Here is a 23120-nt window from a genome sequence, read left to right on the forward strand (position 1 = left end):
TAGACCGAAAACAAGGACTTCCCGCCTGAGCAGTCTGCCATGTCCGGGCCTCGTCACGCTCAAGGCGACTCCTGTTCGGGACACCCAGGATCCTGTCCTACAAGCTGCGCCAACCACCCGACCGACACCCGACCGCCCCGTCAGGCCCTGAGCTGGGCCACCCCGGCCGAGGCTCTCAACGAGCTTCTCGCCGCGACAACCACTTGGCCCCAAGGCATCGAGCCGAGCTGCAAGTACAAGTCATCGAGGTCAGGTCCCCTCTCGGCCCACCGATGACGTCTCCGGCTGGCCCACCATCTCCTCCCAGGCCCTCCTTCTTCCCTGCGAGGCAGCGGAACAGACAGTCTTCTTGCACTTGCTTCGCTTGTTTCGGATAATGCGATTGCAGGGTAGGTATCTGTCGCTGGACCGAGTGAGGAGGAACCATGGCCGTGTTGTCTTCGCATCCGGACACCGAACAGACCCAGGCAGCCGCAGGAGCGCTGCCCCGAATCCGCCGTTACCTGGACGAGCACACCGAAGCGCTGGCTTCCGTCCCCGTGCTCGTCGAGGACAGTCAGGAAGAGCTCTTGCTTCCCCGGGAAGCTGTCGAACTGCTGGCCGGCGTGCTGGCCCACATGGCGGCCGGGCGCGGCGTATCCGTCGTCCCCGACCACGCCGAGCTGACCACTCAGCAGGCCGCGGACATGCTCAACGTCTCACGCCCGTACCTCATCGGCCTCCTCCAGGCAGGAGAAATCGACTACCGCAAGGTCGGCACCCACCGCCGCATCCAGGCTTCCTCCCTGATGGAGTACATGCGCAGGGACGACCAGCGCCGCCGTGAGGCCGCTGACGAGCTGTCCGCGATGACCCGGGAACTGGGCCTGGACTGAGACGCCCTTCGTCGTCGTCTACGATGCGAACGTTCTCTACCCGAGTACGCTGCGCGACCTGCTCATCAGAGTGGCCCAGGCCGGTCTCGTCCAGGCAAGGTGGACACACCAGATCCTGGACGAGACCTTTGACAACCTCGCTCGAAACCGTCCTGACCTACCGGTCGAGGCGCTGCAGCGAACGAGAGCACTCATGATTTCTGCGGTCCGGGACTGCCTTGTCACGGGCTATGAGCCGCTGATCGCCTCCCTGGAACTTCCTGACCCCGACGACAGGCACGTTCTGGCCGCCGCGATCCGCGCACGCGCCCAGGTGATCGTCACGGAGAACCTGTCCGACTTCCCCCCACCAGTTCTGTCCGAGTGGGACATCGAGGCGAAGAGCCCGGACGACTTCGTCCTCGACCAGATCCACCTGGACAAGAAGGTGGTCTGGGCCTGTGCCCAGCAGATCGCCGACTCCTGGCGCAAGCCGCCCGGCACGGTGACCGACGTCCTTGCCCGCCTCCAACGCAACGGTCTGCATGGTTCTGTGGCGGAACTGCAGTCCGGGTGACACGCGGAAGTGCCGGGTACCGCCGGCACGGCCACACCTCCCCGGGAGGTCAGAGCCGGACGGTCTCCCGCCCGGGGTTGGTGAGCATCCTCGGGTCGCGGTCGCGCAGCAGCGCGACGAGCGGGGCGGCGGTCCCTGCCTTCTGGACGTCGGCGCCCTCGTCGGCCTTCAGGCCGACGAGCTGGAAGAAGAGGACGATCCCGTTGTCGGTGTCCATGGCGCGGACGTCGACGTCGGGGACGATCACCAGGGAGGTCATGTCGCCGTTGGCAGGATCTCCGCCGAGCGGTGACGGGGTGACGATCCAGTGGCCCACGTCCAGGTCGCTGCCCGAGAGGAAGTGGTCGGCCAGGGCATGGAGGACACGCAGGATCCAGGCGGGGACGGACTTGTCGCGGTCCTCGCGCGGAATGCGGCAGGTGAACTCGAAGCCCGCTCCGGAGACCCGTGGCTCGTCACTGGTCTTCTCCCCCAGCTCGGTCAGGCCGAAGGTCACCAGCAGCCAGTGCCCGTCGAGGGGGTAGGCGAGGACCCCGTCGAGTCCCCCGTCCGACGTCTCGCCCGCCGCGAACTGGATGGTCAGCGGCTGTACGTCGGGATACCGCTCCGCCCACTCCTCGTAGATCCGGATGAGTCCGGGCAGCATCTCCAGCATCGTGGTACCGCTCTCCGCGTCGGTGGGAAGTCGGAGTCCGAGGATACGGGCGGGGAGAGGGTGTCCGGCCGCAGGCCCGGCCGGACATCCCCCGGTCAGCGGCGGACGACCGCGTAGCCGTACTGCGCGGGCCAGGCCTGCTGTACACCCAGTTCGGCGGCGGCGCGGTGGGCCCAGTAGGGCTCGCGCAGCAGCTGCCGGCCGAGCATGACCGCGTCGGCCCGCCCGGATTCCACGATCTCCTCGGCCTGGCGGGGCTCGAGGATCAGCCCGACGGCGGAGGTGGGCAGACCGGTCTCCTTGCGCACCCGCTCGGCGAAGGGCACCTGGTAGCCGGGACCCGCGACAATGCGGGCGTCGTGGACGATGCCGCCGCTGGAGGCGTCGAGCAGGTCCACACCGCGCGCCTGGAGTTCCTTGGCCAGGCGGACGGTGTCCTCGGCGGTCCAGCCCTCGCGGGGGTCCTCGGGGTTCTCCGTCAGCCAGTCGGTGGCCGAGGTGCGGAAGAAGACGGGCAGCTCCTCCGGCCAGACCTCGCGCACGGCCTCCACCACCCGCAGGGGGAAGCGCATGCGGTTCTCGATGCTGCCGCCGTAGGCGTCGGTGCGGTGGTTGGACACGGGGGAGAGGAAGGAGTGCAGCAGGTAGCCGTGTGCCCCGTGCACCTCGACGACCTGGAACCCGGCGGCCAGGGCCCGCTCCGCCGTGGCCGCGAAGTCGGCGACCAGGCGGTCGATCTCCGCCTCGGTCAGCTCGTGCGGGGCCGAGTGCCCGGGGAAGGCCTCCGCGCTGGGGGCCACCGCCTGCCAGCCGCCCTCGGACTCCGCGAGGTGCCGACCGCCGAGCCAGGGCTTGTCCGTGGAGGCCTTGCGGCCGGCGTGGGCCAGCTGGAGGGCCGGAACGGAGCCGTGGGCGCGGATCGCCGCAGTGATCCGTGCGAAGGCCTCTTGCTGGCGGTCGTTCCACAGGCCCAGGTCCCACGGGCTGATCCGCCCGTCGGGCCGCACCCCCGTGGCCTCGGCCATCACCAGCCCGGCGCCGCCGGCCGCCCGGCTCGCCAGGTGCGCGAGGTGGAAGTCGGTGGGTGCGCCGACCGCGTCGCCCTCGGGCGCGGCCGAGTACATGCACATCGGGGCCATCCACACGCGGTTGGGGATGGTCAGCGACCGCAGGGTCAGCGGGGTGAACAGAAGGCTCACGGTGCATCCTTCAGGTCGTCGGACGGGACCTTGGTACGATAAACGTCGTACTACGATGGTTGTCAAACTACGACGTCGTTCGTACTTTGTGACGTGAGCCGCAGGGAGGTCGGAGCATGTCCGCGAGCAGGCAGACGGCGTCGGGTCGGCAACTGCACCACCCCGACCGCGACGAGATCCAGCTGGAAGCAGTACTGAGCGCCCTGGCCGACCCGGTGCGCCTGCGCATCGTGCGCGCCCTGGCCCAGGGGCACGACGACATGGCCTGCATCGCCTTCGACCTGCCCGTGAGCAAGTCCACCTCCACCCACCACTTCCGTGTGCTGCGCGAGGCCGGCGTGATCCGGCAGCACTACGAGGGGACCTCGCGCCTGAGCCGCCTGCGCGAGGAGGACCTGGAGGCGCGCATGCCGGGCCTGCTCACAGCGGTCCTGAACGCCGAGGGAGCCTGAGGACCAGGTCGTCCCCGGGTGAGGACCGGCACCCCGTTGTTCGGCCTAGCCTTGGACATTCCGACGGGGCCATCGGTACTGCCGAGCCGTTCCCGAACAGGTCTCCGGGGGCTCCTTCAGGCCCCAATCAGAGCCATGGCCAGACAGAACGGGTTGATGCGGGCAAGACCCCAGACTCTGACCTGACCGAAACCAGGAGGCGGCAGGACGCCGGAGCGTCCTGGTTCTCACTCCCCGGCACCCTGGGAAACTTCGCCCCCGCGCGGGCGGCCCCTTCCCGCCGCACCCGGAAGAGGGCCGGACCGCCTACCCCGGCTCCAGTTCCCGCGGAGGCAGAGGGGGATCGCCCGAATTCCCTGGTCAGCCTGCACCAGTCCTGCCCCGCGCCCTGGACCACGGCCCCCCCGACCCGAGGATCTTCTTGCTCCGGCGCGCCCATCCGCCGAAGTGTCATACACCACAGCGGTTTCGCAGAACCTCGGAAAAATTGCCCGAAAAACCTGCCCCTCGGACAGAACTTTTTCCCCGAACCCTTGCGGGACTCTCGGCCCGAGCCATTACGTAAACCGGGCACCGTCCTTTCACCTGGACATTTATCGGAGCCTTACACGCCGCCCTGGGCGGCCCTTCGGGGCGATGCGGAGAGTCACAGGCCGTCACAGCTCTCCGCCCTTGCGGAGCACCTGGAAGAGCTCCCAATCGGGTGCTAGTATCACCATTGTTCTCAGGGGCGAAAGCCCCGCTGGAATCCCAAAGCAATTCCGGCACCGCGTGAATCCCAGAGCATTGGGCGGCCATTTCCGCTCTGCTGTGCACTCTCGGATCCCGGCGCTTAATCTTCCGGATTCCACAGAGAGAAAAGAACATCATGAACTTCGGCATCCGCCTCTCCTTCGCCTCCCTCGCCGCGGCCGGCCTTCTCGCCACCGCCACCGGCTGCATGGACGAGGAGACGGTGTCCGCGGCCCTGGAGACCGCTGCCGAGCAGGTCGCGGCCAGCGAAGGCGTCAACGAGACCCTCACCGGTGAGCTGTCCTACCTCACGCCCGGCGAGTACATCGTCAACGACCAGGCCTTCTTCGTCTCGGAGGACACCGAGATCACCGGCGGCATCTACTCCTGCTACACCGACGGCGGCCCCAGCACGGACGAGAACGGCAACGCCGTTGTCTCCTGCACCGCGTCCGAGCTCGAGGAGACCCTCGCGTCCGGCACGACCGTCTTCGCGGAGGTCGTGATCGTCGACGGCGTCGCCCAGAGCATCACCGAGTACGGGTCGACCGCGCCCGAGTCCGGCGAGGGCTCCGCCGACGGCTCGGGCGGTGGAGAGGTCGGTGTGAGCGGGAGCCTCGCCGGTGAGCTGTCCTACCTCGCGCCCGGCGAGTACATCGTCAACGACCAGGCCTTCTTCGTCTCGGACAGCACCGAGATCACCGGCGGCATCTACTCCTGCTACACCGACGGCGGCCCCAGCACGGACGAGAACGGCAACGCCGCTGTCTCCTGCCCGCTGTCCGACTTCGAGGAGACCCTCGAGTCCGGCACGATCGTCTTCGCCGAGGTCGTGATCGTCGACGGCGTCGCCCAGAGCATCACCGAGTACGAGACGTACTGATCCTCTCGGGACCACGGGTCTCCGGCGCCTGGCGCCGGGGGCCCTTTTCCGTTTCCGAGGCCCCGGCTCCGGGGCCTGGACACCGGACGCCGGGAAGAGAGCGCAGGTCGGCCCGCCCGCCCCCGGCGCGGCCCCGGGGCAGACCTTCCGGTAGTGCTAGCATCTTCGCGTTCTCGGGGCCGGCGCGCTCGCCGGTCCCCTCACCGGGCTCCGCCTCCTCAGGTCCGCAGCGGCAGGCCCCGCCTCCGCTCCCCCGGAAACCGCTCCACCGCCCCCGGTTCCGCCGCACAGCAGAAACGACGAGTATGAACCCCGGTACTCACCCCCTTCTCCTCGCGTCCGCCGCCGTCCTCCTCCTCGTGGGGACCGGCTGCTCCGGAGAGGAGGAAGCGCCCTCCGGTGCGGGGAGCGCGGTCCGCGAGGCCGGGGACGACAACACCGAGGTCCTCAGGGGCGAGGTCTCCTATCTCGGCCCCGGCGAGTACGCCGTCGGCGAGCAGGCGTTCTCCATGTCCTCCGACACCCTGATCTTCGCCGGCATCCACGCCTGCCTTCCCGAGGACGGCCCGAGCACCGACGGGGACGGGAACGGCGTGGTGGAGTGCAGCCACCAGGACTTCGAGGCCTTCCTCCAGGAGGGCTCCACCGTCCTGGCCGAGGTGAAGGTCGAGGAGGGGGTCGCCGACTCGATCACCGAGTACGAGGAGGCGCCCGAGCCGTCCCCGGACACGGAGGCTCCCGAGGAGTCGGAACCCGCCGGGGCCGGCGAGGACGCGGGCGGGGAGCAGGCCTCGGCGGGGGACGGGTTCACCGGTGCGCTCGCGGGGCAGTTCCAGTACGTCGGCCCGGGCGAGTACGCCGTCGACGGCCAGTCCTTCCTCGTCACCGCGGACACCAAGATCCTCGCCGGCCTCTACGCCTGCCCCGTCGCGGGCGCGTCCGCCACCGTGGGCAGCTACGGCGACGTCCCCTGCGGCAGCGACCTGTTCGAGCAGGCCATGGCCGCCGGCACGGAGGTCTTCGCCGAGGTCGCCGTGACGGGCGGCACCGCCGACAGCATCGCCGAGTACGGGGTCCTCTGAGCCCGGCCGCCGCGACCTCGTCCGGCACGCTCCCGGGCCCGACCACCGCGACCACCGTCGTAAGGGGCATGGTCCTCCGGCCTCGCCCTCCCTACTATGGGAGCGCTCCCGTAGGCCCCTTGCGCCCCTTACGGCGCCTTCCGCCCCACGTCAATGTGCCTTTGGGGACATAAGTCCCTGCCCCCACTGGCGCCGGTGGCTACTCGGTAGTAACATTGTTTTGTTACTAGTCGGTAGATCCGCGTGTACAGACACCGCGGCCAGGGACACAGCGGAGCTGTCCATGACGCATTACAAGAGCAACCTGCGCGACATCGAGTTCAACCTCTTCGAGCTCTTCAAGCGCCAGGACATCCTGGGCCAGGGCCCCTTCGAGGAGCTGGACGAGGAGACCGCCCGGACCATCCTGGACGAGGTCAACCGCCTCGCCACGGGCGTCGTCGCGGAGTCCTTCGAGGACGCGGACCGCAACCCGCCCGTCTTCGACCCCAAGACCAACTCGGTGAAGATGCCCGAGAGCCTGAAGAAGTCCTACCAGGCCTACATGGACGCCGGCTGGTACAACCTCGACCTCTCCCCCGAGCTCGGCGGCCTGGGTGCCCCCCGCTCCCTCGTCTGGGCCGCGGCCGAGCTCATCCTCGGTGCCAACCCCGCCGTCCACATGTACTCGGCCGGCCCCGGCTTCGCGAGCATCCTCTTCTCCGAGGGCAACGAGAAGCAGAAGGAGTTCGCCAAGCTCGCCATCGAGCGCGGCTGGGGCGCCACCATGGTGCTGACCGAGCCGGACGCGGGCTCCGACGTGGGCGCCGGCCGCACCAAGGCCGTCGACCAGGGTGACGGCACCTGGCACATCGAGGGTGTCAAGCGCTTCATCACCTCGGCCGAGCACGACATGAGCGAGAACATCTTCCACCTGGTGCTCGCCCGCCCCGAGGGCGCCGGCCCCGGCACCAAGGGCCTCTCGCTCTTCCTCGTGCCCAAGTACCTGGTCAACGAGGACGGCTCGCTCGGTGAGCGCAACGGCGCCTACGTGACCAACGTCGAGCACAAGATGGGCCTCAAGGCCTCCACCACCTGCGAGCTGACCTTCGGCGACAAGCACCCCGCCATCGGCTACCTCGTCGGCGACAAGCACGACGGCATCCGCCAGATGTTCCTCATCATCGAGTACGCGCGCATGATGGTCGGCACGAAGGCGATCGCCACCCTGTCCACCGGTTACCTCAACGCCCTGGAGTACGCCAAGGAGCGCGTGCAGGGCAACGACCTGGCCGGCGGCAAGGGCTCCCCCAAGGTCACCATCACCCACCACCCGGATGTGCGCCGCAGCCTGATGACGCAGAAGGCCTACGTCGAGGCCATGCGCGCCCTGGTGATGCTCACCGCCACCCAGCAGGACGCCATCCAGATCGCCAAGGCCAAGGGCGAGGACCACTCCGCGCTGGAGGCGATGAACGACCTGCTGCTGCCGATCGTCAAGGGTGTGGGCTCCGAGCGCTCCTACGCGCTGCTCGCCGAGTCCCTCCAGACCCTGGGCGGCTCCGGCTTCCTGCAGGAGTACCCGATCGAGCAGTACATCCGCGACGCCAAGATCGACACCCTGTACGAGGGCACCACGGCCATCCAGGCCCAGGACTTCTTCTTCCGCAAGATCCTGAAGAACGGCGGCCAGGCCCTCGGCACGCTGGCCGGCGAGATGAAGGCCTTCGCCCAGAGCGAGGCCGGCAACGGCCAGCTCAAGGAGGAGCGCAAGCTGCTCCTCGAGGGCATCGAGAACGTCGAGAAGATCGTCGAGCTCATGGTCGGCCACGCCATGGCCGGCGCCGAGAACCCCCGTGAGCTCTACAAGGTCGGCCTGAACTCCGTCCGCCTGCTCATGGTCTTCGGCGACGTCGTCCTCGCCTGGCTGCTGCTGCGCCAGGCCGAGATCGCCCTCGGCAGCATCGACGGCGCCGACGAGGCCGACAAGGACTTCTACACCGGCAAGATCGCCGCCGCGCGCTTCTTCGCCGACCAGTTCCTGCCGCGCATCGCCGCCGAGCGCCGCATCGCCGAGGCCGTCACCAACGACCTCATGGAGGTTCCCGAGTCCGCCTTCTAGGCGCGCTCTCCCCTTCGGGGAACCCTCGCATCATCGCGGGCGGGACGGCTCTGCCGTCCCGCCCGCTCTGCGTTCTCCGCCCGGTCCGCGGGGCCCCGTCCCACCGGCGTAACCCCGCACGGCCGCGGGCGCCCGCGCGTGTACGGGAGGGCGGCGCGGGTAGCTGGCACACCCGAGCGCCTCGGGGGAAGGCGCGGAAGGGGGACAGCATGGCCGGGAACGGTGACGGCCGCGTGGCCGGTGTGAACGCGTTCGACGACTACGACCGCGTGGCGGTCGTGACGGGGGCCGACAGCGGGATCGGCAGGGCGACCGCGGTGCGCCTGGCCCACGAGGGCTTCGACATCGGCATCACCTACCACGAGGACGAGGAGGGTGTGCGCAAGACCGAGGAGGAGGCCCGCGCGGCGGGCCGCCGGGTCGCGGTGCGCCGCCACGACCTCACCGACCCCGTGCGCGGGTCGGAGGCCGTCAAGGGGCTGATCGACGAGCTGGGCGGCATCGGGGTCCTGGTCAACAACGCGGGGACCGGTTCGGGGGAGCCTCTGCTGGACACCGGCTACGAGCGCTGGCGCCAGGTGTTCTCGGTCGACCTGGACGGGCCGTTCCTGTGCTCGAAGATCGCCGCCGCGCACATGCGCGACGCCGGGCGGGGCGGGCGCATCGTCAACGTCAGCAGCGTCCACGAGGAGTTCCCCCGTGTGAACGCCGGCGCCTACTGCGCCGCCAAGGGCGGTCTGAAGCTCCTGACGCGCGTCCTGGCGCTGGAGCTGGGCCTGTACGGCATCACGGCCAACACGGTGGCGCCCGGTGAGATCGCCACGCCCATGACGGACCAGCACGAGGAGGAGCCGGCGCTGGACTCCCGGGCGGGCTATCCGGTCTCCCGGCCGGGCCACGCCTACGAGGTGGCCGACGCCATCGCCTTCCTGGCGAGGCCGGGCTCCTCCTACGTCACGGGGGCGTCGCTGTTCGTCGACGGCGGCCTGACCCTCATGGGGCCGCAGGCCGGCGGCGCCCTCCAGGACGCCACCTGGCGCGCGGGATGACCCGACCGGGTCCCGGGCCGCGCGGCGGGCGGCCCGGCCCCCGGCGGCCCTCACAGGGCCCTCCGCGCCTTCGGGCGCCCTCCGGCGCGCCGGCCGGGAGCGCGGACCCGGGACCCTACGGGGTGCGGGGGCGGCTCAGGATGAAGAACCAGAGCACCGCCGTGGCGCACGCCGTCGCCACGGCCATGGGGACGAAGGCGGTCTGGAACGACCCCGGGCCCTCGGGCAGCACCTCCAGCAGGGCGCCGGCCGCGACCGTGCACACCACCGCGGTGGTGAAGCCGCTCATGTTGACCAGGCCCGACGCCACGCCCGTGCGGCTGGCCGGGATCCCGTCGCGGGCGTAGTCGAAGGAGACGGTGGGCGCCAGGGCCTGGCCGACCGCGCTGGCCGCCATCACCCCGAGGCCGAGCGCCGTCGGGACCCCTCCCGGCCAGGCCACCATCAGCAGCCATCCCAGGGACAGCGCGGTACCGAGGGAGAGGGCGATCGCCCCCCGCACCGCGGGTCTGCGGCCGATCAGCGCACCGACGAGGGGAGAGGCCCACAGCGCCCCGGCCGCCATGGCGGTGAGGGTCGCGGCCGCGGTCCCCTCGGTCAGGCCCAGGCCCTCGACCAGGAAGGGGTAGCCCCACACCACCATCATCATGGTGAACGGCGCCATCACCGCGGCGTGGTGGGCCATGCCGATCCTGGGGCCGCGGGATCGCAGGGCCTCCTTGAGCGCCTCCCAGACGGGGATCGGCTCGGCGACGGTGACGCGTCCGGCCTCGCCGGCGGGGCGGTCGCGCACGATCAGCAGGACCAGCAGTCCCATGAGGACGGTGAGGCCGCTCGTGGTGAGGAAGGCCGCGACCCAGCCGACCCCGTCCAGGGCCCACGACAGCGGTGCGGCGCTCGCCACCTGGCCGATGCCGCCGACCACGCCGGTCAGGCCGCTGACGAGCGCGTAGCGGTTGCGGGGGAACCACAGGGCGGCGAGCCGGATGACGTTGAGGAAGACGAGCGCGTCACCGAGGCCGATGAGGAAGCGTCCCGCGACGGCCGCACCGATTCCCGGGGCCAGTGCGAAGAGGAGGGAACCCGCCGCCATCGCGGCCGTGCCCATCACCAGCGTGTAGCGCGGTCCGAGCCGGTCGGCGAGCAGCCCCACGGGCACCTGGAGCACGACGTAGACCAGCAGCTGCAGCATCGGCAGCACGGAGAGCAGCGCGGGGCCGACGTCGAACCGGCTCTGGGCCTCCAGGGCGGCGACGCCCAGGCCGTTGCGGTGCAGCATCGCGAGGAAGTAGCTCCCCACGGCGACGCCCCACACGAGCCACGCCCGGCCGCCTCCCCGGGGTTCCCCTGGCACGGGCCCTCCCCCGTTGGCGGTCCTGTCACCGGATGAATCGATCTGCACCACGAGCCGGGTTCTCCCCCTCTACGACAACCTCTCCAGTGTCCGCCAGAGCGGGAAGGCCCGACCACACCGGCTCCACCCGGACGCGGAGCGCGCGGAAACCGCACATACCAGGAGAGTTCGGCCTCGGCAAACCGCAACCCCGACAGGGTCAAGAATCCACAATCCGGACAAAGTAACTGAGAGCGACAGAACCTGTGCCTGGGGTACTTGTTCCGGGTGAAACACCTGACACTCGGAGCGGGACTACCGACCCGGGTCCACGCGTTCTTCCATCGAACACACTTCCCAAAAAGCCCTTACCATCAGGGACAATTCAGCTCCAAATGGTCCAGACCCACCTGCTCGATGTGACATTGGTCACGCTTAAGGGTCTCGACTACAGGGGGTCAGGTGCTGCTAGCATCCGGAGCGCAAAGCATAACTACGAGGTAACGACATAGTTCGCACCTCATCAACTTTGTGGAGGGAAGCCGCCGATGTCGCCATGACAGGCGGAACCCCTCGAAACCGCGGCGGCGTGGCCGCAACAACCACACACGGCCCCGTACCGCGGAAACCGAGAGACACTGGAGACGGTCTTGAGTCACTGGCGACTGAACAACCCCCGGGCATCCCGGGTGAAGTCGGCGCTTGCCAGACGGGTCAAGCACAAGCCCCGGCACGCCTTCTGCGCGGAGCGCGCGATCATGGCCCTCCTGAGTGAGCTCTCCTCCTCCGTCCCCCGGCAGTTCTACTGGTCGGGGACCTCCGACATGGCCGTCATGTCCGTGCGCAGCGACGTCAACGTCTGGTGCCGCGACGGCCGCTTCTTCTGGAACGACCTCTTCCAGGGCGGGACCATCTCCCACCCCGCGAGCGACCCGGCGGGAGCGGCGGCGCTCCTCAACCCGTTCGCCTGCGCGGTGGAGAACCGACAGGCCCTCGCCGTCTGACACCTCGGTCACTCCGCCGACACACTTCGACGCCTACCCGCGCGCATCGGTTCCATGTACATCTGATATGTGACACGCGCCACTCGGGACTCTTCCGTCGCCCCCGGCCGCGACGCGGTCCGAATCGTTCTCTTTCGGCAACCTTTCAGGGTTAACGTAGCTGCCACCACCGACAGCCTCTCCGACCCCGGACACCCGGTCGGGACCGAGTCCTCGCCCACCCCTGGACCCCCAGAGGACCCATGCGCGCCCTGAACCCCGACGAGCCCACCCAACTCGGCGGCTACCGCCTGATCGCCTGTCTGGGATCCGGCGGCATGGGCCGCGTGTACCTGGGCATCGCTCCGGACGGCCGCCCCGCCGCGGTTCGGACCGTCCGCGCCGAGTACGCCTCCGACCGGCGCTTCCGGGCCCGGTTCGCCCGTGACGCCGCGCTCGCCCGGCGCACCCGGAGCCGCTTCACCCCTCCGCTGCTCGGCCACTGCCTCACCGCGCCGCGCCCGTGGGTGGCCACCGCCTACGTGGTCGGCCCCTCCCTGCGCACACTGGTGGAGGAGACCGGTCCCCTGGCCGCGCCCGCGCTCGGGACCCTCGCGCGCTGCCTGACCGAGGCCCTCGACCGGATCCACACCGCGGGCGCCGTCCACCGCGGCCTGGACCCGGACCACGTCCTGGTGGACGCCGGGGGTCCGCGGCTCGTCCGCCTGTCCGGCGAGGCCGGGAACCTCGACGGCCTCCCCGCCTACACCGCCCCCGAACAGCTCACGGGGGGCGCCGCCGTGCCCGGCGGCGACATGTTCTCCCTGGGCGGTGTGCTCCTGTTCGCGGCGACCGGCCGCGACCCGTTCGGAGGCGGCGCGTCCGACAGCGCGGCCGACGGCGCGCCCGCGACGGTGCGCCGCGTGCTGCGCGAGCCCGCCGACCTGTCCGGGATCCCCGAGCCCCTGCACGGCCTGGTCGGCGCCTGCCTGGACAAGCTGCCCCAGAACCGCCCCTCCGCCGCCGATGTGCTCGCGGAGCTGGGCGGACCTCTCCCCGAGGGCTGCCCGGAGCGGACCTGGCTCCCCGCGGGCGCACGCGAGGCCGTCGCCCGCGCCGAGCGCGCCTACCGCTCCGCGGCCGCCCCCGTGCTCGGCCCGTCGGTGCCGGCGGACCCGGTCCCGGTGTTCCCCGACGTCCCGGGGCGGGCCTCCCGCCGCGCGCCGTTGCAGGTCACCGCCCTTCTCGGTGTGCTCCTGCTGCTCGCCGGGATCGGTGTGCACGCCCTCCTGGGCCCCCGTGCGGGGAGCGCGGGTGCCGACGTGCGCTCCTGCCCCGAGGGCGGGCTGATCACCGAGGACCTGGCCCCGCCCGCCGATCCGCTGACCCGGTTCGACCCGGACGCCCCCCTCGAACTCTCCTTCTCCCCCGACGACTCCGTCCTGGCCGTCTCCCACAGCCGGAGGACGGTCCTGTGGGACTGGGAGGAGTCCGAACCCCTCGCCGCCGTGCCCCACGAGTCCTCGTTCGCACCGATCTCCCCGGTCGCGTTCAGCCCCGACGGGTGCCTCCTCGCCCGCAGCTCACCGGAGGGCGCGGTCGTCACCGACCTCGCCGACGGCCGGTCGCACACCGTCGGCGCCAACCCGTCCGTGCGCTCGGTGGCCTTCAGCCCCGACGGGTCCTTCCTCGCCGTCGCCTCGCAGAGCGACCCCGAGGAGCACTTCCTGCGCCTGTACGACACCGGCACGTGGGAGCCGGCCGCCGCGATGGAGGGGTCGGGCGGACTCGGCGCGGTCAGGTACTCGCTCTACGGCGGCGTGGTGGCCGGCGGGGAGGCCGACGGCGGCGTCGCGACCTGGCAGGCCGGGGACGGCCTCCGGAGCGGGCTGATCCGCGACCGCTCGCAGGTGGGGTCCGACGCCTTCGACCTGGTCCCCGACGGTTCGGAGGTGCTCATCCTGCGTGAGGGCCGCGTCCTCCTGGTGGATCCCGCCACCGGACAGGTGCTCCAGGCGTTCGCTCCCGCCCAGGAGACCGGGGTCCCGGTGGACGTCTTCTACAGCGCGGCGAGCGGGCGGGTGTTCGCGGTCGTCCTCGACCCCGTCAACGGCACCGGGAACGTGGCGGCCTGGCAGTACGTGACGGGGCACGAGATCGTGTTCGAGGCGGAGACCCCCCACCTGTATCCGGCCGCCATGTCCCAGGACGGCTCGCTGCTGGCGGGCCTGGAGCCCGAAACGGGCCGGATCGCCGTCTACGACACCCATCTGGAGCTCCTGGGCACCCTGGAGGGCTGAGTCCGGGGCGGGGGTACAGCAGGCTGTACCCCGAAGACACCCGCAGGCGCCAGTGTGCGGGAAAACGCGGTTCCGTAGATTTCCTGACAGAGGACGCAACCGCCTCCCCCTTTCTCCCGGAGTTCCTGTGAAACGCCTGCACCGCGCCCTGTCCTGCCTGGCCGTACCCCTGGTGGTCGTCGCGACCGCCCTGCCGGGGGCCGCCGCCCCGGCGCCGTCCGCACCGCGGGGGGACGAGGCCGTCCCGCTCACCGCGGAGACCGCCCAGGAGTTCCTCGACACCCGGGTGGCCGAGCTCCTGGAGGAGCACGGTGCGCCCGGCGTCGCCGCGGCGGTCGTGTCGGGGAGCGAGCAGATCGCCGCGGCCTCGCACGGCTACGCCGATCTCGCCGAACAAACCCCTCTGGATCACACCCGGCACACCTTCCCCGCCGCCTCGGTCTCCAAGTCCTTCACCGCGGCAGCCGTCCTCACCCTGGTCGAGCAGGGTGAGCTCGACCTGCACGAGGACGTCAACGCCTACCTGCCCGAGGAGGCGCGGCTCGCCCCGGCTCCTGGCGGGGAGCCGGTCACGCTGCACCACCTGCTCACCCACACCGCGGGGTTCGCCGAGGTGATCGACATGCCCCGGATCGAGGAGACCCACCTGCACCGGACCCTGGAGGAGGCGGTCGTCCTCGGCGAGCCGGAGTACCTCTTCTCCCCCGGCGAGTTCGCCGCCTACTCCAACCACGGGACGGCGGTCGCCGGCTACGTCGTCGAGTCCGTGAGCGGGATGCCGTTCGAGGACTACGTCGCGGAGCACGTCTTCGCGCCCCTCGGCATGGACGGCTCGGAGTTCGTCCAGATCGACGACGCCCGCGAGGTGTACGACATCCCGCTCCTGTACACGCCCGACGGTTCGCGCGCCGAGGAGATCCACGTCAGCGCGTCCCCCGCCGGCGCGGCCATGGTCACCGCGGACGACATGTCGGCCTTCATGCTCGCGCTGCTGAACGGCGGCGAGGCCGAGGGCGGTGAGGGGTTGCCCGCCGGTGTCGTCGAGGCGATGACGGCGCGGCAGTACGAGGCGCACCCGGAGACGACTGCCATGGGCTACGGCGCCTACGAATGGCGGGCGGGCGACTCCCCCGCCGTGGGCCACGCCGGCGACCTCCTCGGCCTGCACACCGCCTACGTCGTCCTGCCGGAGCTGGACGCGGGCGTGTACGTCGCGGTCAACGGCGACGACTCCGCGGAGGCGGCGGGCGGCAACCCTCTCCTCGACCTGCGCATGGCCGTGGTCGAGGACTTCATGGACACCTTCGCCCCGCAGGCGGCCGCGGAGGGGACCGCCGATCCCGGGGCGGACCTGGGCGCGCTGGAGGGGACCTACGTCTCGACCCGGCGTGCGGCCGAGGGGCCGGCGCAGATCATCGCGCTCTTCGACAACCTCGTGGTGCGCGACGCCGGCGACGGAACCCTGTCCCTGAGCGGCCTGACCGCCTCGGACGACCGGTGGCTGCCGCTGGGTGACGGCAGGTTCTCGGCCTCCGACGGCTCGGACGTGCTCGCCGTCGTCGGGGACGCCTCCGCCCCCGCGGCGCTCGTGGCCGACTCCAACCCCACCAACGCCTACGAGCGGACCACCCTGGCGGACAGCCCGATCACGCACGCCGTCGTCGCGGTCTCCGGGCTCCTGGTGCTGCTGACCGCGGCCGTCCCCTTCCAGCGCCGCGGCAACCGCTGGACCCTGGCCGCCCGCGTCCTGCTCTCCCTGACCGCTCTGGCCTGCTTCACCGGGGTCGGGCTGCTGCTGTACGGCCTGACGAACTCCGCCGCCCTGGAGTCGTGGGTCATCGGAGGCTCGCCCGCCCTCACCGCGCCGCTGGCGGTGGCGGTCCCCCTGGCACTGACCGGCGCCGCCCTCACCGCGGTCTCGCTGGCCAAGGGGTGGCTGCGCCCCCTCGCCCGGGTCCACCTGTCCCTGGCGGTCCTGGCCTCGGCGGCGGTCCTGGCGCTCGGCTTCCGCTACGGGCTGGTGTGGCTGCCCTTCTGATCTTCCGGCCTTCTGACCTTCTGACCGGAACGGCTCCCGGGGCGTGCGCCCCGGGAGCCGTCCGTTCGCCGTCAGCCCCGACGGCGGTCCTGTCTACCCCCAGGCGAGGGCGGTCGTCTCCGGGTCCTCCAGGGCGGTTCCGATGTCCCGCAGGACCTTGGAACCCAGCTCCCCGTCCACCAGCCGGTGGTCGAAGGACAGGGACAGGGTCGTCACCTTGCGGATCTTCAGCTTGCCCTTGTGCACCCAGGGCATGTCCCGGATCTGCCCGAAGGCGAGGATGGCGGCCTCGCCCGGGTTGAGGATCGGGGTTCCGGCGTCCACACCGAACACGCCCACGTTGGTGATGGTGACGGTGCCGCCGGACATGTCGGCGGGCGTGGTCTTCCCGGCCCGCGCGGTGTCCGTGAGCTGCTTCAGGGCGGCCGCCAGCTCCGGCAGGGTCTTGGCGCCGGCGTCCTTGATGTTGGGCACCACCAGGCCCCGCTCGGTCGCGGCGGCGATCCCCAGGTTCACGTAGTCCTTGACCACGATCTCCTGGTTGTCCTCGTCCCACGAGGCGTTGATCTCGGGGTTGCGCCGGATCGCCAGCAGCAGCGCCTTGGCCACCATGAGCAGCGGCGACACCCGCACATCGGCGAAGTCGGGGTGCTCGCGCAGCCGCCGCACCGCCTTCATCGTGCGGGTGACGTCCACCTGGAGGAACTCGGTGACGTGCGGCGCCGTGAACGCGCTGCCGACCATCGCGGCGGCCGTGTGCTTGCGCACCCCCTTGATCGGGATGCGCCGCTCCCGGGCGCCCCGGTCCGCGACCGGCGCGGACACGTCCTCGCGCCCGGCGGCCTGCGCGGGGGCGGGGGCGGGTGCCTCCACCTGTCCGGCCGCCTGACCGGCCGCGGCCCGGACGTCGTCGCGGGTGATGATGCCGCCCGCTCCGCTGGGGGCCACCGAGGCCAGGTCCACGCCCAGGTCCTTGGCGAGCTTGCGCACCGGCGGCTTGGCCAGGGGGCGCCCCTGGCCGGGGGCCGGGCCCGGCGGCACGGCCGCGGCGGGCTCGGCCCGGGGAGCGGGCGCGGGTGCGGGTGCGGCGGGCGCCGACGCGGCCCCGGGGGCCGGCTGCGCCCCCGGACGGCGGCGCGGGCGGCGCCGGGTGGCGGCCGCCTTCTCGCCGTAGCCGACCAGGGGCTTCTCGCGCTTCTCCTCCTGCTCCGGCTCGGCCGCGGGCTCCGCCGCCGGCTCGGGTTCCCCGCCTCCGGTGCCGTCGTCCACGGTGATGATCACCGTGCCGACGTCGACCGTGGCGCCCTCCTCGACGAGCAGCTCCTTGACCGTCCCGGCGAAGGGGCTCGGCAGCTCGACCACGGCCTTGGCGGTCTCGATCTCGCAGATCATCTGGTTGACCTCGATCACGTCACCCGGTTTGACGTACCAGGTGAGGATCTCCGCGTCGACCAGGCCCTCGCCGACGTCGGGCAACTTGAACGCCTGCACGCCGCCGACGGCGGGCGCGCTCTTCTGAATCGCCATGTCCTTCGGTTTCCCCGATCCCTAGTACGCGAACGCCCGGTCGACCCCGTCCAGGACCCGGTCCAGGTCCGGCAGGTAGTACTCCTCCAGCCGGGACTGCGGGTACGGGGTGTCGAACGCGGCCACGCGGATGACCGGGGCCTCCAGGTGGTAGAAGCACTCCTCGGTGACGCGGGCGGCGATCTCCGCACCCGGGCCGCCGGTGAGGGTGGCCTCGTGGGCGACCACCAGTCGCCCGGTCTTGCGGACCGACTCGAACACGGTGGGGTAGTCGACGGGGGCCAGCGACCGCAGGTCGAGGACCTCGATCGAGTGGTCGGTGTCCGCCTCGGCCGCCTGGAGGGCGGTCTTGACCATCGGGCCGTACGCGAGCAGGGTCACGTCGGTGCCCGGTCGCGCCACCCGGGCGGCGCCCATGGGTGCCGCCTCGGCGATGGAGGCCTCGGTGTCGACCTCGGCCTTCTCGTAGTAGCGCCGCTTGGGCTCCAGGAAGATCACCGGGTCGTCGCTGCGGATGGCCTGCTGGATCATCCAGTAGGCGTCCTCGGGGTTGGCGACGCTGACCACGCGCAGGCCGGCCGTGTGCAGGAAGTAGGACTCGGGCGATTCGCTGTGGTGCTCCACCGCGCCGATACCGCCGCCGTAGGGGATGCGCATGACGACGGGCATGCTGAGCTTGCCCGCCGAGCGGCGCCGCATCTTGGCCAGCTGGGTGAAGGTCTGGTTGGCCGCCGGGAAGAAGAACCCGTCGAACTGGATCTCCACCACGGGGCGGTAGCCGCGCATGGCCATGCCGATGGCGGTGCCGACGATGCCGGACTCGGCCAGCGGGGTGTCGATGACGCGGTCGGCGCCGAAGTCCTTGTACAGGCCGTCGGTGACGCGGAAGACACCGCCGAGCTTGCCGACGTCCTCGCCCATGACGAGGACCTTGGGGTCGTGCTCCATGGCGGCGCGCAGGCCGGCGTTGATCGCCTTGCCGATCGTGAGGTTGGTCATGTCGGTCAGGCCCCCTCTGCCTCGAAGGAGGCCAGGTACTCGGCGAACTCGGCGCGCTGCCGGTCGATGTGGACGTGGGGTTCCGCGTAGACCTCGTGGAAGATCTCCAGCGGCTCGGGGTCGGGCAGGGACCGGCACTCGGTGCGCACCTGCTCGCCGAGGGCGTCGGCCTCGGCGTCGACGGAGGCGAAGAACTCCTCGTCGGCGAGGCCGTTCCCCTCCAGGTAGCGGCGCATCCGCAGGATGGGGTCCTTGGCCTTCCACTCGTCGAGCTCGGCCGACGCCCGGTAGCGGGTGGGGTCGTCGTTGGTGGTGTGGGCGCCCATGCGGTAGGTGAACGCCTCGACGAGCGTGGGGCCGTTGCCCTCGCGCGCGTTGGCGAGCGCGGCCCGGGTGACGGCCAGGACCGCGAGGACGTCGTTGCCGTCGACGCGCACGCCGGGGAAGCCGAAGCCGGCGGCGCGTTTGTAGATGGGCACGCGGGACTGGCGCTCCAGCGGCTCGGAGATGGCCCACTGGTTGTTCTGGCAGAAGAACACCACGGGCGCGTTGTTCACGGAGGCGAAGTTGAACGCCTCGTTGGTGTCGCCCTGGCTGGTGGCGCCGTCCCCGAAGTAGGAGATGACGGCGGTGCCGTCCTCGCCGAGGGCGCCGTCGCGCTGCACACCCATCGCGTATCCGGTGGCGTGCAGGGCCTGGCTGCCGATGACGATCGTGTACAGGTGGAACCCGTGCTCGTGGGGGTCCCACCCTCCGTTGGTGACGCCGCGGAACATGCCGAGCAGTTCCTTGGGCTGGATACCGCGGCACCAGGCGACGCCGTGCTCGCGGTAGGAGGGGAAGGCCATGTCCTGCTCGCGCAGGGCCCGGCCGGAGCCGATCTGGGCCGCCTCCTGGCCCAGGAGCGAGGCCCACAGCCCCAGTTCTCCCTGGCGCTGCAGGGAGACGGCCTCGCTGTCGACCCGGCGCACCAGCACCAGGTCGCGGTAGAGCGCGCGGGCTTCGTCCGCACTGATCTCCAGGGGGTAGTCGGGGTGTCCCGTCAGCTCCCCCTCCGGTGTCAGGAGCTGGATGAGCTCTGGTTCCTCATGGACGCCGGTGTCCGACACGTCGCTCCTCGGTGTTCGGGGCCGAATTCGCGTGGGTGAACGCTGATCGACCGTTCCCGGTCCGCACACCCGGGGTGATGGGTGTCACGGACAGACTCCCCATATCGTGACAGACTTCACCATGGAGAGCGCAAGCCCTCAGCGCCACCTTTTCAGTTGCGCGGCCCATGATCCACGACCGCCCCCGTGCCCCGTTAGCAGGGCTTCCTAGCATGTGCCGGGATTTCGGGCGCGGAGGATGCCGGTGTACCCGGCCGGGAAGGGGCGTTCCGGCCCGGGAGCGACGAAGGGCCGGGGTGGGAACACGGAGAGTGCTGACAGGGGGATCGCGGGAGAGGTGCCCCGCGCGGGGGAGGGCGCCCGGCTCAGCGGGCGGCGGGCACCCTGATGCCGCGGTCGCGGGCGTAGTCGCCGAGCATCTCCCGCAGCTGGCGGCGGGCGCGGTGCAGACGGGACATCACCGTCCCCAGCGGGGTCCCCATGCGCTCGGCCACCTCCTTGTAGGCGTAGCCCTCGATGTCCACGAGGTAGATGACCTCCTGGAACTCCTCCGGCAGCCGGGCGAGCGCCTGCTTGATGTCGGAGTCGGGCAGGCGGTCGAGAACCTCGTTCTCGGCGGAGCGCATCCCCGAGGAGGTGTGCGCCTCGGCCGCGGCGAGCTGCCAGTCCTTGATCTCGTCGGTGGTCTCCTGGCGCGGCTCCCGCTGCTTCTTGCGGTAACCGTTGATGAAGGTGTTGGTCAGGATCCGGTAGAGCCAGGCCCGCAGGTTGGTGCCCGCCCGGAACTGGTGGAAGTTGGCGAAGGCCTTGGTGAACGTCTCCTGGACGAGGTCTTCTGCGTCGGCCGGGTTGCGGGTCATCCGCAGGGCCGTGGGATAGAGCTGGTCGGCGAACGGCGTCACCGCGGCGGCGAAGTCGAGCACCTGCTCTTCGTCGCGGGTCTCACCTGCCGTGGAGGTCTGGTCCATGTGGATAGTCGTCAAGATTCCCCCTCAGACGACCGGACGATTACTTCCACTCTGTTAGACGCCACTTCGTCCTTCCAATGATGACATCAATCGAGGTGATTCGAGTCACGTAATCCTCCAAACACGCACCTTCCCTGTTCGGCATCGAGTAAAAAAATCGCTCCTTCTCCTCCCCCTTCGGACTTTCTCTCCTTCCCTCTTCCCGGGATACGAACGCCTTGCCCGCATGTGTGGCCAACGCCTCATCCGGCTCCGGATCCCCCCGCTGTGCCGTACTCTGGCGTCGCCCGCTCCGAGCGACGGAGAGGCGTCCGCCCGGCCGGGGAGCCGCAGGCGGGCGGGAGGGCGGCACACCCATTTCTCTTGTGGAGGACCCTGTGGCCCGCGTCGTAGTTGACGTCATGCTCAAACCCGAGATCCTGGACCCGCAGGGCCAGGCCATCGCCGGTGCCTGCTCCCGCCTGGGCTTCGACGGCATCGCGCAGGTCCGCCAGGGCAAGCGCTTCGAGATCGAGGTCGAGGGCGAGGTCGACGAGGCCCGCCTCGCCGACGTCCGCCGCCTCGCCGAGACCCTGCTCGCGAACACCGTCATCGAGGACTTCGAGGTCCGGGTCGAGTCCTGATCCGAAGGTCCCGAACGAAAACCCGGACCCGAAAAAAATCGGGGTGCGTTCCTTGCCCGCTGTATAGGTAAACGTTCAGCCGTGTCCCTTTGAGGACACGGCTGTTCGTTTTACCGACACGGCCCTCGGGAAGGTGTCCTAACGTGCCGGGCCAGTAACCGACAAGGAGCACGAGAGGTGTTGCCCATGGACGCCGTCTTCTCGATCTCCCTCCCGCGGCAGGCGCACACGGTCTCCGTCGTGCGCGACGTCCTCGGCACCCTTCTCACCCGGATGGGCCTGTGCCAGGGATGCGTGGACGACTTCCTCCTGGCCGTGTCGGAGGCCTGCGCCAATGCGATCGAGCACGGCGGAGCCGCATCCGACTACAGGGTCGAAGCCGAGGTGGACACCCGCTGGTGCGAGGTGAGGGTGTCCCACACAGGGAGAGCCGCCGATCCCTCGGCGCTCGCCGAACGTTTCACCGCATCCCCGCCCCTTCCCAGGTTCGAAGCAGAATCGGGCAGGGGCATTCTGCTGATGCGCTGCCTCATGGACGAGGTCGGGTTCGAGGACGAACCCCGCGTGACGGTGATGCTGCGCAAGCGTCGCTCGTCGTGCGACGTCTCCTCGGAGGACGGGGGCGGGCGCTTCGCCGTCGGCGACCCGTCCTTCCTGCTGCACGGGGTGTGAGGACCGCCTCCGGTCCGGAGGGGGAGGGACACGTGCGGCGCACACCGCGCCCCTGTCCGTTCCTCCCTGCCGGGGCCTTTCCCGGCACCGCCGCTTCGGAGGATCACACAGTTCGGATGCCCTTTCCGAGGGAGACCGTCGTACCCGAGTACAGGTGAGCGGGTACTCTGCGAGGTGCGGACGCAGTGTCCTCGGCGATGGGGCGGGGACGCCGCCACCCCTCCCGCCGATGCTCCCCGCAGCCGCGGGGACGGACCGAACTATCGACTCGGAGTTGCTCATGACAGCCCGTGTGGGCGTCGTCACCTTCCCCGGTTCCCTCGACGACAAGGACGCCGCGCGCGCCGTCGCGCTCGCGGGCGCCGAGCCCGTCTCCCTGTGGCACGACGACGCCGATCTCAAGGGCGTGGACGCCGTCGTCCTCCCCGGCGGCTTCTCCTACGGCGACTACCTGCGCTGCGGCGCCATCGCCCGGTTCGCCCCGCTGATGTCCGAGCTGGTGCCGGCCGCCCGCTCCGGGGCCCTCCCGGTCCTGGGCATCTGCAACGGCTTCCAGATCCTGTGCGAGAGCCACCTGCTGCCGGGCGCGCTCACCCGCAACTCCTCCCTGCGGTTCGTCAACCGCCCCCAGCTCCTGCGCGTGGAGAGCAGCGCCACGGCCTGGACCGGCGACTACACCGAGGGCCAGGAGATCCTGGTCGTGCTCAAGAGCGGCGAGGGCAGCTACGTCGCCGACGAGGAGACCCTGGACCGGATCGAGGCCGAGGGCCGCGTCGTGGTCCGCTACGCCGGCTCCGACCCCAACGGTTCCCGCCGCGGCATCGCGGGGGTCACCAACGAGCACGGCAACGTGGTGGGCCTCATGCCGCACCCCGAGCACGCCGTGGAGGCGCTGACCGGCCCCTCCACCGACGGTCTCGGCTTCTTCACCTCGGTGCTGGCCCACATGGCCAAGGCCCCCGCAGGGGTCTGAGACGGCACCCG

General features: G+C 70.7%; 20 protein-coding genes and 1 pseudogene. 14 read left to right on the top strand and 7 right to left on the bottom strand.

Going from position 1 to position 23120, the window contains the following annotated elements:
- Positions 1 to 425 precede the first annotated feature (425 nt).
- The 3 genes and pseudogenes from FHS13_RS01885 to FHS13_RS22000 all read left to right on the top strand — a co-directional run bounded on the left by FHS13_RS01885 (position 426) and on the right by FHS13_RS22000 (position 1431).
- Positions 426 to 875 (top strand): helix-turn-helix domain-containing protein, encoded by a 450-nt coding sequence (locus tag FHS13_RS01885; RefSeq protein ID WP_184286331.1) that lies wholly within the window; start codon positions 426 to 428, stop codon positions 873 to 875.
- A gap of 25 nt (positions 876 to 900) precedes the next feature.
- A pseudogene (locus tag FHS13_RS21995) lies at positions 901 to 1197 on the top strand (PIN domain-containing protein); the annotation flags it as partial.
- Positions 1189 to 1431, top strand: a complete 243-nt coding sequence (locus FHS13_RS22000) for a VapC50 family PIN domain-containing toxin (RefSeq protein ID WP_484549403.1) — start codon at positions 1189 to 1191, stop codon at positions 1429 to 1431. The pseudogene FHS13_RS21995 and the gene FHS13_RS22000, both read left to right, overlap by 9 nt.
- A 49-nt stretch (positions 1432 to 1480) precedes the next feature.
- On the opposite strand, the gene FHS13_RS01895 is transcribed toward FHS13_RS22000, so the two are convergent.
- Positions 1481 to 2086: a suppressor of fused domain protein gene (locus FHS13_RS01895; protein ID WP_184286334.1), complete on the bottom strand. Its 606-nt coding sequence runs from the start codon at positions 2084 to 2086 to the stop codon at positions 1481 to 1483.
- Positions 2087 to 2181: 95 nt separating this feature from the next.
- Entirely contained in the window at positions 2182 to 3285 is a 1104-nt protein-coding gene (locus tag FHS13_RS01900) for an oxidoreductase (RefSeq protein WP_184286337.1), read from the bottom strand.
- 116 nt (positions 3286 to 3401) lie between these two features.
- On the opposite strand from FHS13_RS01900, the gene FHS13_RS01905 reads away from it, so the two are divergent.
- The 5 genes from FHS13_RS01905 to FHS13_RS01925 all read left to right on the top strand — a co-directional run bounded on the left by FHS13_RS01905 (position 3402) and on the right by FHS13_RS01925 (position 9584).
- Complete coding sequence (locus tag FHS13_RS01905) at positions 3402 to 3737, top strand: ArsR/SmtB family transcription factor (protein ID WP_184286340.1); 336 nt, start codon at positions 3402 to 3404, stop codon at positions 3735 to 3737.
- 868 nt (positions 3738 to 4605) lie between these two features.
- A complete protein-coding gene (locus FHS13_RS01910; RefSeq protein ID WP_184286342.1) occupies positions 4606 to 5352 on the top strand; it encodes a hypothetical protein in 747 nt (248 codons plus the stop codon).
- Positions 5353 to 5657: 305 nt separating this feature from the next.
- Positions 5658 to 6434: a hypothetical protein gene (locus tag FHS13_RS01915; protein WP_184286345.1), complete on the top strand. Its 777-nt coding sequence runs from the start codon at positions 5658 to 5660 to the stop codon at positions 6432 to 6434.
- A gap of 283 nt (positions 6435 to 6717) precedes the next feature.
- Complete coding sequence (locus tag FHS13_RS01920; protein ID WP_184286348.1) at positions 6718 to 8535, top strand: acyl-CoA dehydrogenase; 1818 nt, start codon at positions 6718 to 6720, stop codon at positions 8533 to 8535.
- 209 nt (positions 8536 to 8744) lie between these two features.
- Positions 8745 to 9584, top strand: a complete 840-nt coding sequence (locus tag FHS13_RS01925) for an SDR family oxidoreductase (RefSeq protein WP_184286351.1) — start codon at positions 8745 to 8747, stop codon at positions 9582 to 9584.
- A gap of 115 nt (positions 9585 to 9699) precedes the next feature.
- Here the strand turns inward: FHS13_RS01925 and FHS13_RS01930 are convergent, their stop codons facing one another.
- Positions 9700 to 10938, bottom strand: coding sequence for an MFS transporter (locus FHS13_RS01930; RefSeq protein WP_184286355.1), 1239 nt, complete (start codon positions 10936 to 10938; stop codon positions 9700 to 9702).
- Positions 10939 to 11567: 629 nt separating this feature from the next.
- Between FHS13_RS01930 and FHS13_RS01935 the strand changes: the two genes are divergently transcribed.
- From FHS13_RS01935 to FHS13_RS01945, 3 genes are all read left to right on the top strand, one after another.
- Positions 11568 to 11921: a hypothetical protein gene (locus FHS13_RS01935; RefSeq protein ID WP_184286358.1), complete on the top strand. Its 354-nt coding sequence runs from the start codon at positions 11568 to 11570 to the stop codon at positions 11919 to 11921.
- Positions 11922 to 12163: 242 nt separating this feature from the next.
- Positions 12164 to 14200: a serine/threonine-protein kinase gene (locus tag FHS13_RS01940; protein ID WP_184286361.1), complete on the top strand. Its 2037-nt coding sequence runs from the start codon at positions 12164 to 12166 to the stop codon at positions 14198 to 14200.
- 127 nt (positions 14201 to 14327) lie between these two features.
- Complete coding sequence (locus tag FHS13_RS01945) at positions 14328 to 16238, top strand: serine hydrolase (protein ID WP_184286364.1); 1911 nt, start codon at positions 14328 to 14330, stop codon at positions 16236 to 16238.
- Positions 16239 to 16331: 93 nt separating this feature from the next.
- Here FHS13_RS01945 and FHS13_RS01950 read toward each other — a convergent pair whose 3' ends face one another.
- The 4 genes from FHS13_RS01950 to FHS13_RS01965 form a co-directional block, all read right to left on the bottom strand.
- Complete coding sequence (locus FHS13_RS01950) at positions 16332 to 17765, bottom strand: dihydrolipoamide acetyltransferase family protein (protein ID WP_184286367.1); 1434 nt, start codon at positions 17763 to 17765, stop codon at positions 16332 to 16334.
- A 21-nt stretch (positions 17766 to 17786) separates the two neighbouring features.
- Positions 17787 to 18764, bottom strand: a complete 978-nt coding sequence (locus FHS13_RS01955) for an alpha-ketoacid dehydrogenase subunit beta (protein WP_184286370.1) — start codon at positions 18762 to 18764, stop codon at positions 17787 to 17789.
- Positions 18765 to 18769: 5 nt separating this feature from the next.
- Positions 18770 to 19873, bottom strand: coding sequence for a pyruvate dehydrogenase (acetyl-transferring) E1 component subunit alpha (gene pdhA, locus FHS13_RS01960; RefSeq protein ID WP_184286373.1), 1104 nt, complete (start codon positions 19871 to 19873; stop codon positions 18770 to 18772).
- Between the two features lie 365 nt (positions 19874 to 20238).
- Positions 20239 to 20841 carry a sigma-70 family RNA polymerase sigma factor gene (locus FHS13_RS01965; protein WP_184286699.1) on the bottom strand — a complete coding sequence of 201 codons (603 nt, stop codon included), beginning with the start codon at positions 20839 to 20841 and terminating at the stop codon, positions 20239 to 20241.
- 377 nt (positions 20842 to 21218) lie between these two features.
- Here FHS13_RS01965 and purS point away from each other — a divergent pair, with 377 nt between their 5' ends.
- From purS to purQ, 3 genes are all read left to right on the top strand, one after another.
- Entirely contained in the window at positions 21219 to 21464 is a 246-nt protein-coding gene (gene purS, locus FHS13_RS01970; protein WP_184286377.1) for a phosphoribosylformylglycinamidine synthase subunit PurS, read from the top strand.
- A 186-nt stretch (positions 21465 to 21650) separates the two neighbouring features.
- On the top strand, positions 21651 to 22136 hold the full coding sequence (locus FHS13_RS01975; protein ID WP_184286380.1) for an ATP-binding protein: 486 nt from the start codon (positions 21651 to 21653) through the stop codon (positions 22134 to 22136).
- A gap of 280 nt (positions 22137 to 22416) precedes the next feature.
- Positions 22417 to 23109, top strand: coding sequence for a phosphoribosylformylglycinamidine synthase subunit PurQ (gene purQ / locus FHS13_RS01980; RefSeq protein WP_184286383.1), 693 nt, complete (start codon positions 22417 to 22419; stop codon positions 23107 to 23109).
- Positions 23110 to 23120: the final 11 nt, after the last annotated feature.

Origin of the sequence: Nocardiopsis algeriensis (genome assembly GCF_014203695.1) — a bacterium.
Classification (GTDB): Bacteria; Actinomycetota; Actinomycetes; order Streptosporangiales; family Streptosporangiaceae; genus Nocardiopsis; species Nocardiopsis algeriensis.

Bases quoted from the DNA above. Each gene is read 5' to 3' on its own strand.
- FHS13_RS01885 (WP_184286331.1), top strand. From the start codon at position 426: ATGGCCGTGTTGTCTTCGCATCCGGACACCGAACAGACCCAGGCAGCC.
- FHS13_RS01895 (WP_184286334.1), bottom strand. From the start codon at position 2,086: ATGCTGGAGATGCTGCCCGGACTCATCCGGATCTACGAGGAGTGGGCG.
- FHS13_RS01905 (WP_184286340.1), top strand. From the start codon at position 3,402: ATGTCCGCGAGCAGGCAGACGGCGTCGGGTCGGCAACTGCACCACCCC.
- FHS13_RS01910 (WP_184286342.1), top strand. From the start codon at position 4,606: ATGAACTTCGGCATCCGCCTCTCCTTCGCCTCCCTCGCCGCGGCCGGC.
- FHS13_RS01915 (WP_184286345.1), top strand. From the start codon at position 5,658: ATGAACCCCGGTACTCACCCCCTTCTCCTCGCGTCCGCCGCCGTCCTC.
- FHS13_RS01920 (WP_184286348.1), top strand. From the start codon at position 6,718: ATGACGCATTACAAGAGCAACCTGCGCGACATCGAGTTCAACCTCTTC.
- FHS13_RS01925 (WP_184286351.1), top strand. From the start codon at position 8,745: ATGGCCGGGAACGGTGACGGCCGCGTGGCCGGTGTGAACGCGTTCGAC.
- FHS13_RS01940 (WP_184286361.1), top strand. From the start codon at position 12,164: ATGCGCGCCCTGAACCCCGACGAGCCCACCCAACTCGGCGGCTACCGC.
- FHS13_RS01950 (WP_184286367.1), bottom strand. From the start codon at position 17,765: ATGGCGATTCAGAAGAGCGCGCCCGCCGTCGGCGGCGTGCAGGCGTTC.
- FHS13_RS01955 (WP_184286370.1), bottom strand. From the start codon at position 18,764: ATGACCAACCTCACGATCGGCAAGGCGATCAACGCCGGCCTGCGCGCC.
- FHS13_RS01965 (WP_184286699.1), bottom strand. From the start codon at position 20,841: ATGGACCAGACCTCCACGGCAGGTGAGACCCGCGACGAAGAGCAGGTG.
- FHS13_RS01975 (WP_184286380.1), top strand. From the start codon at position 21,651: ATGGACGCCGTCTTCTCGATCTCCCTCCCGCGGCAGGCGCACACGGTC.
- purQ (WP_184286383.1), top strand. From the start codon at position 22,417: ATGACAGCCCGTGTGGGCGTCGTCACCTTCCCCGGTTCCCTCGACGAC.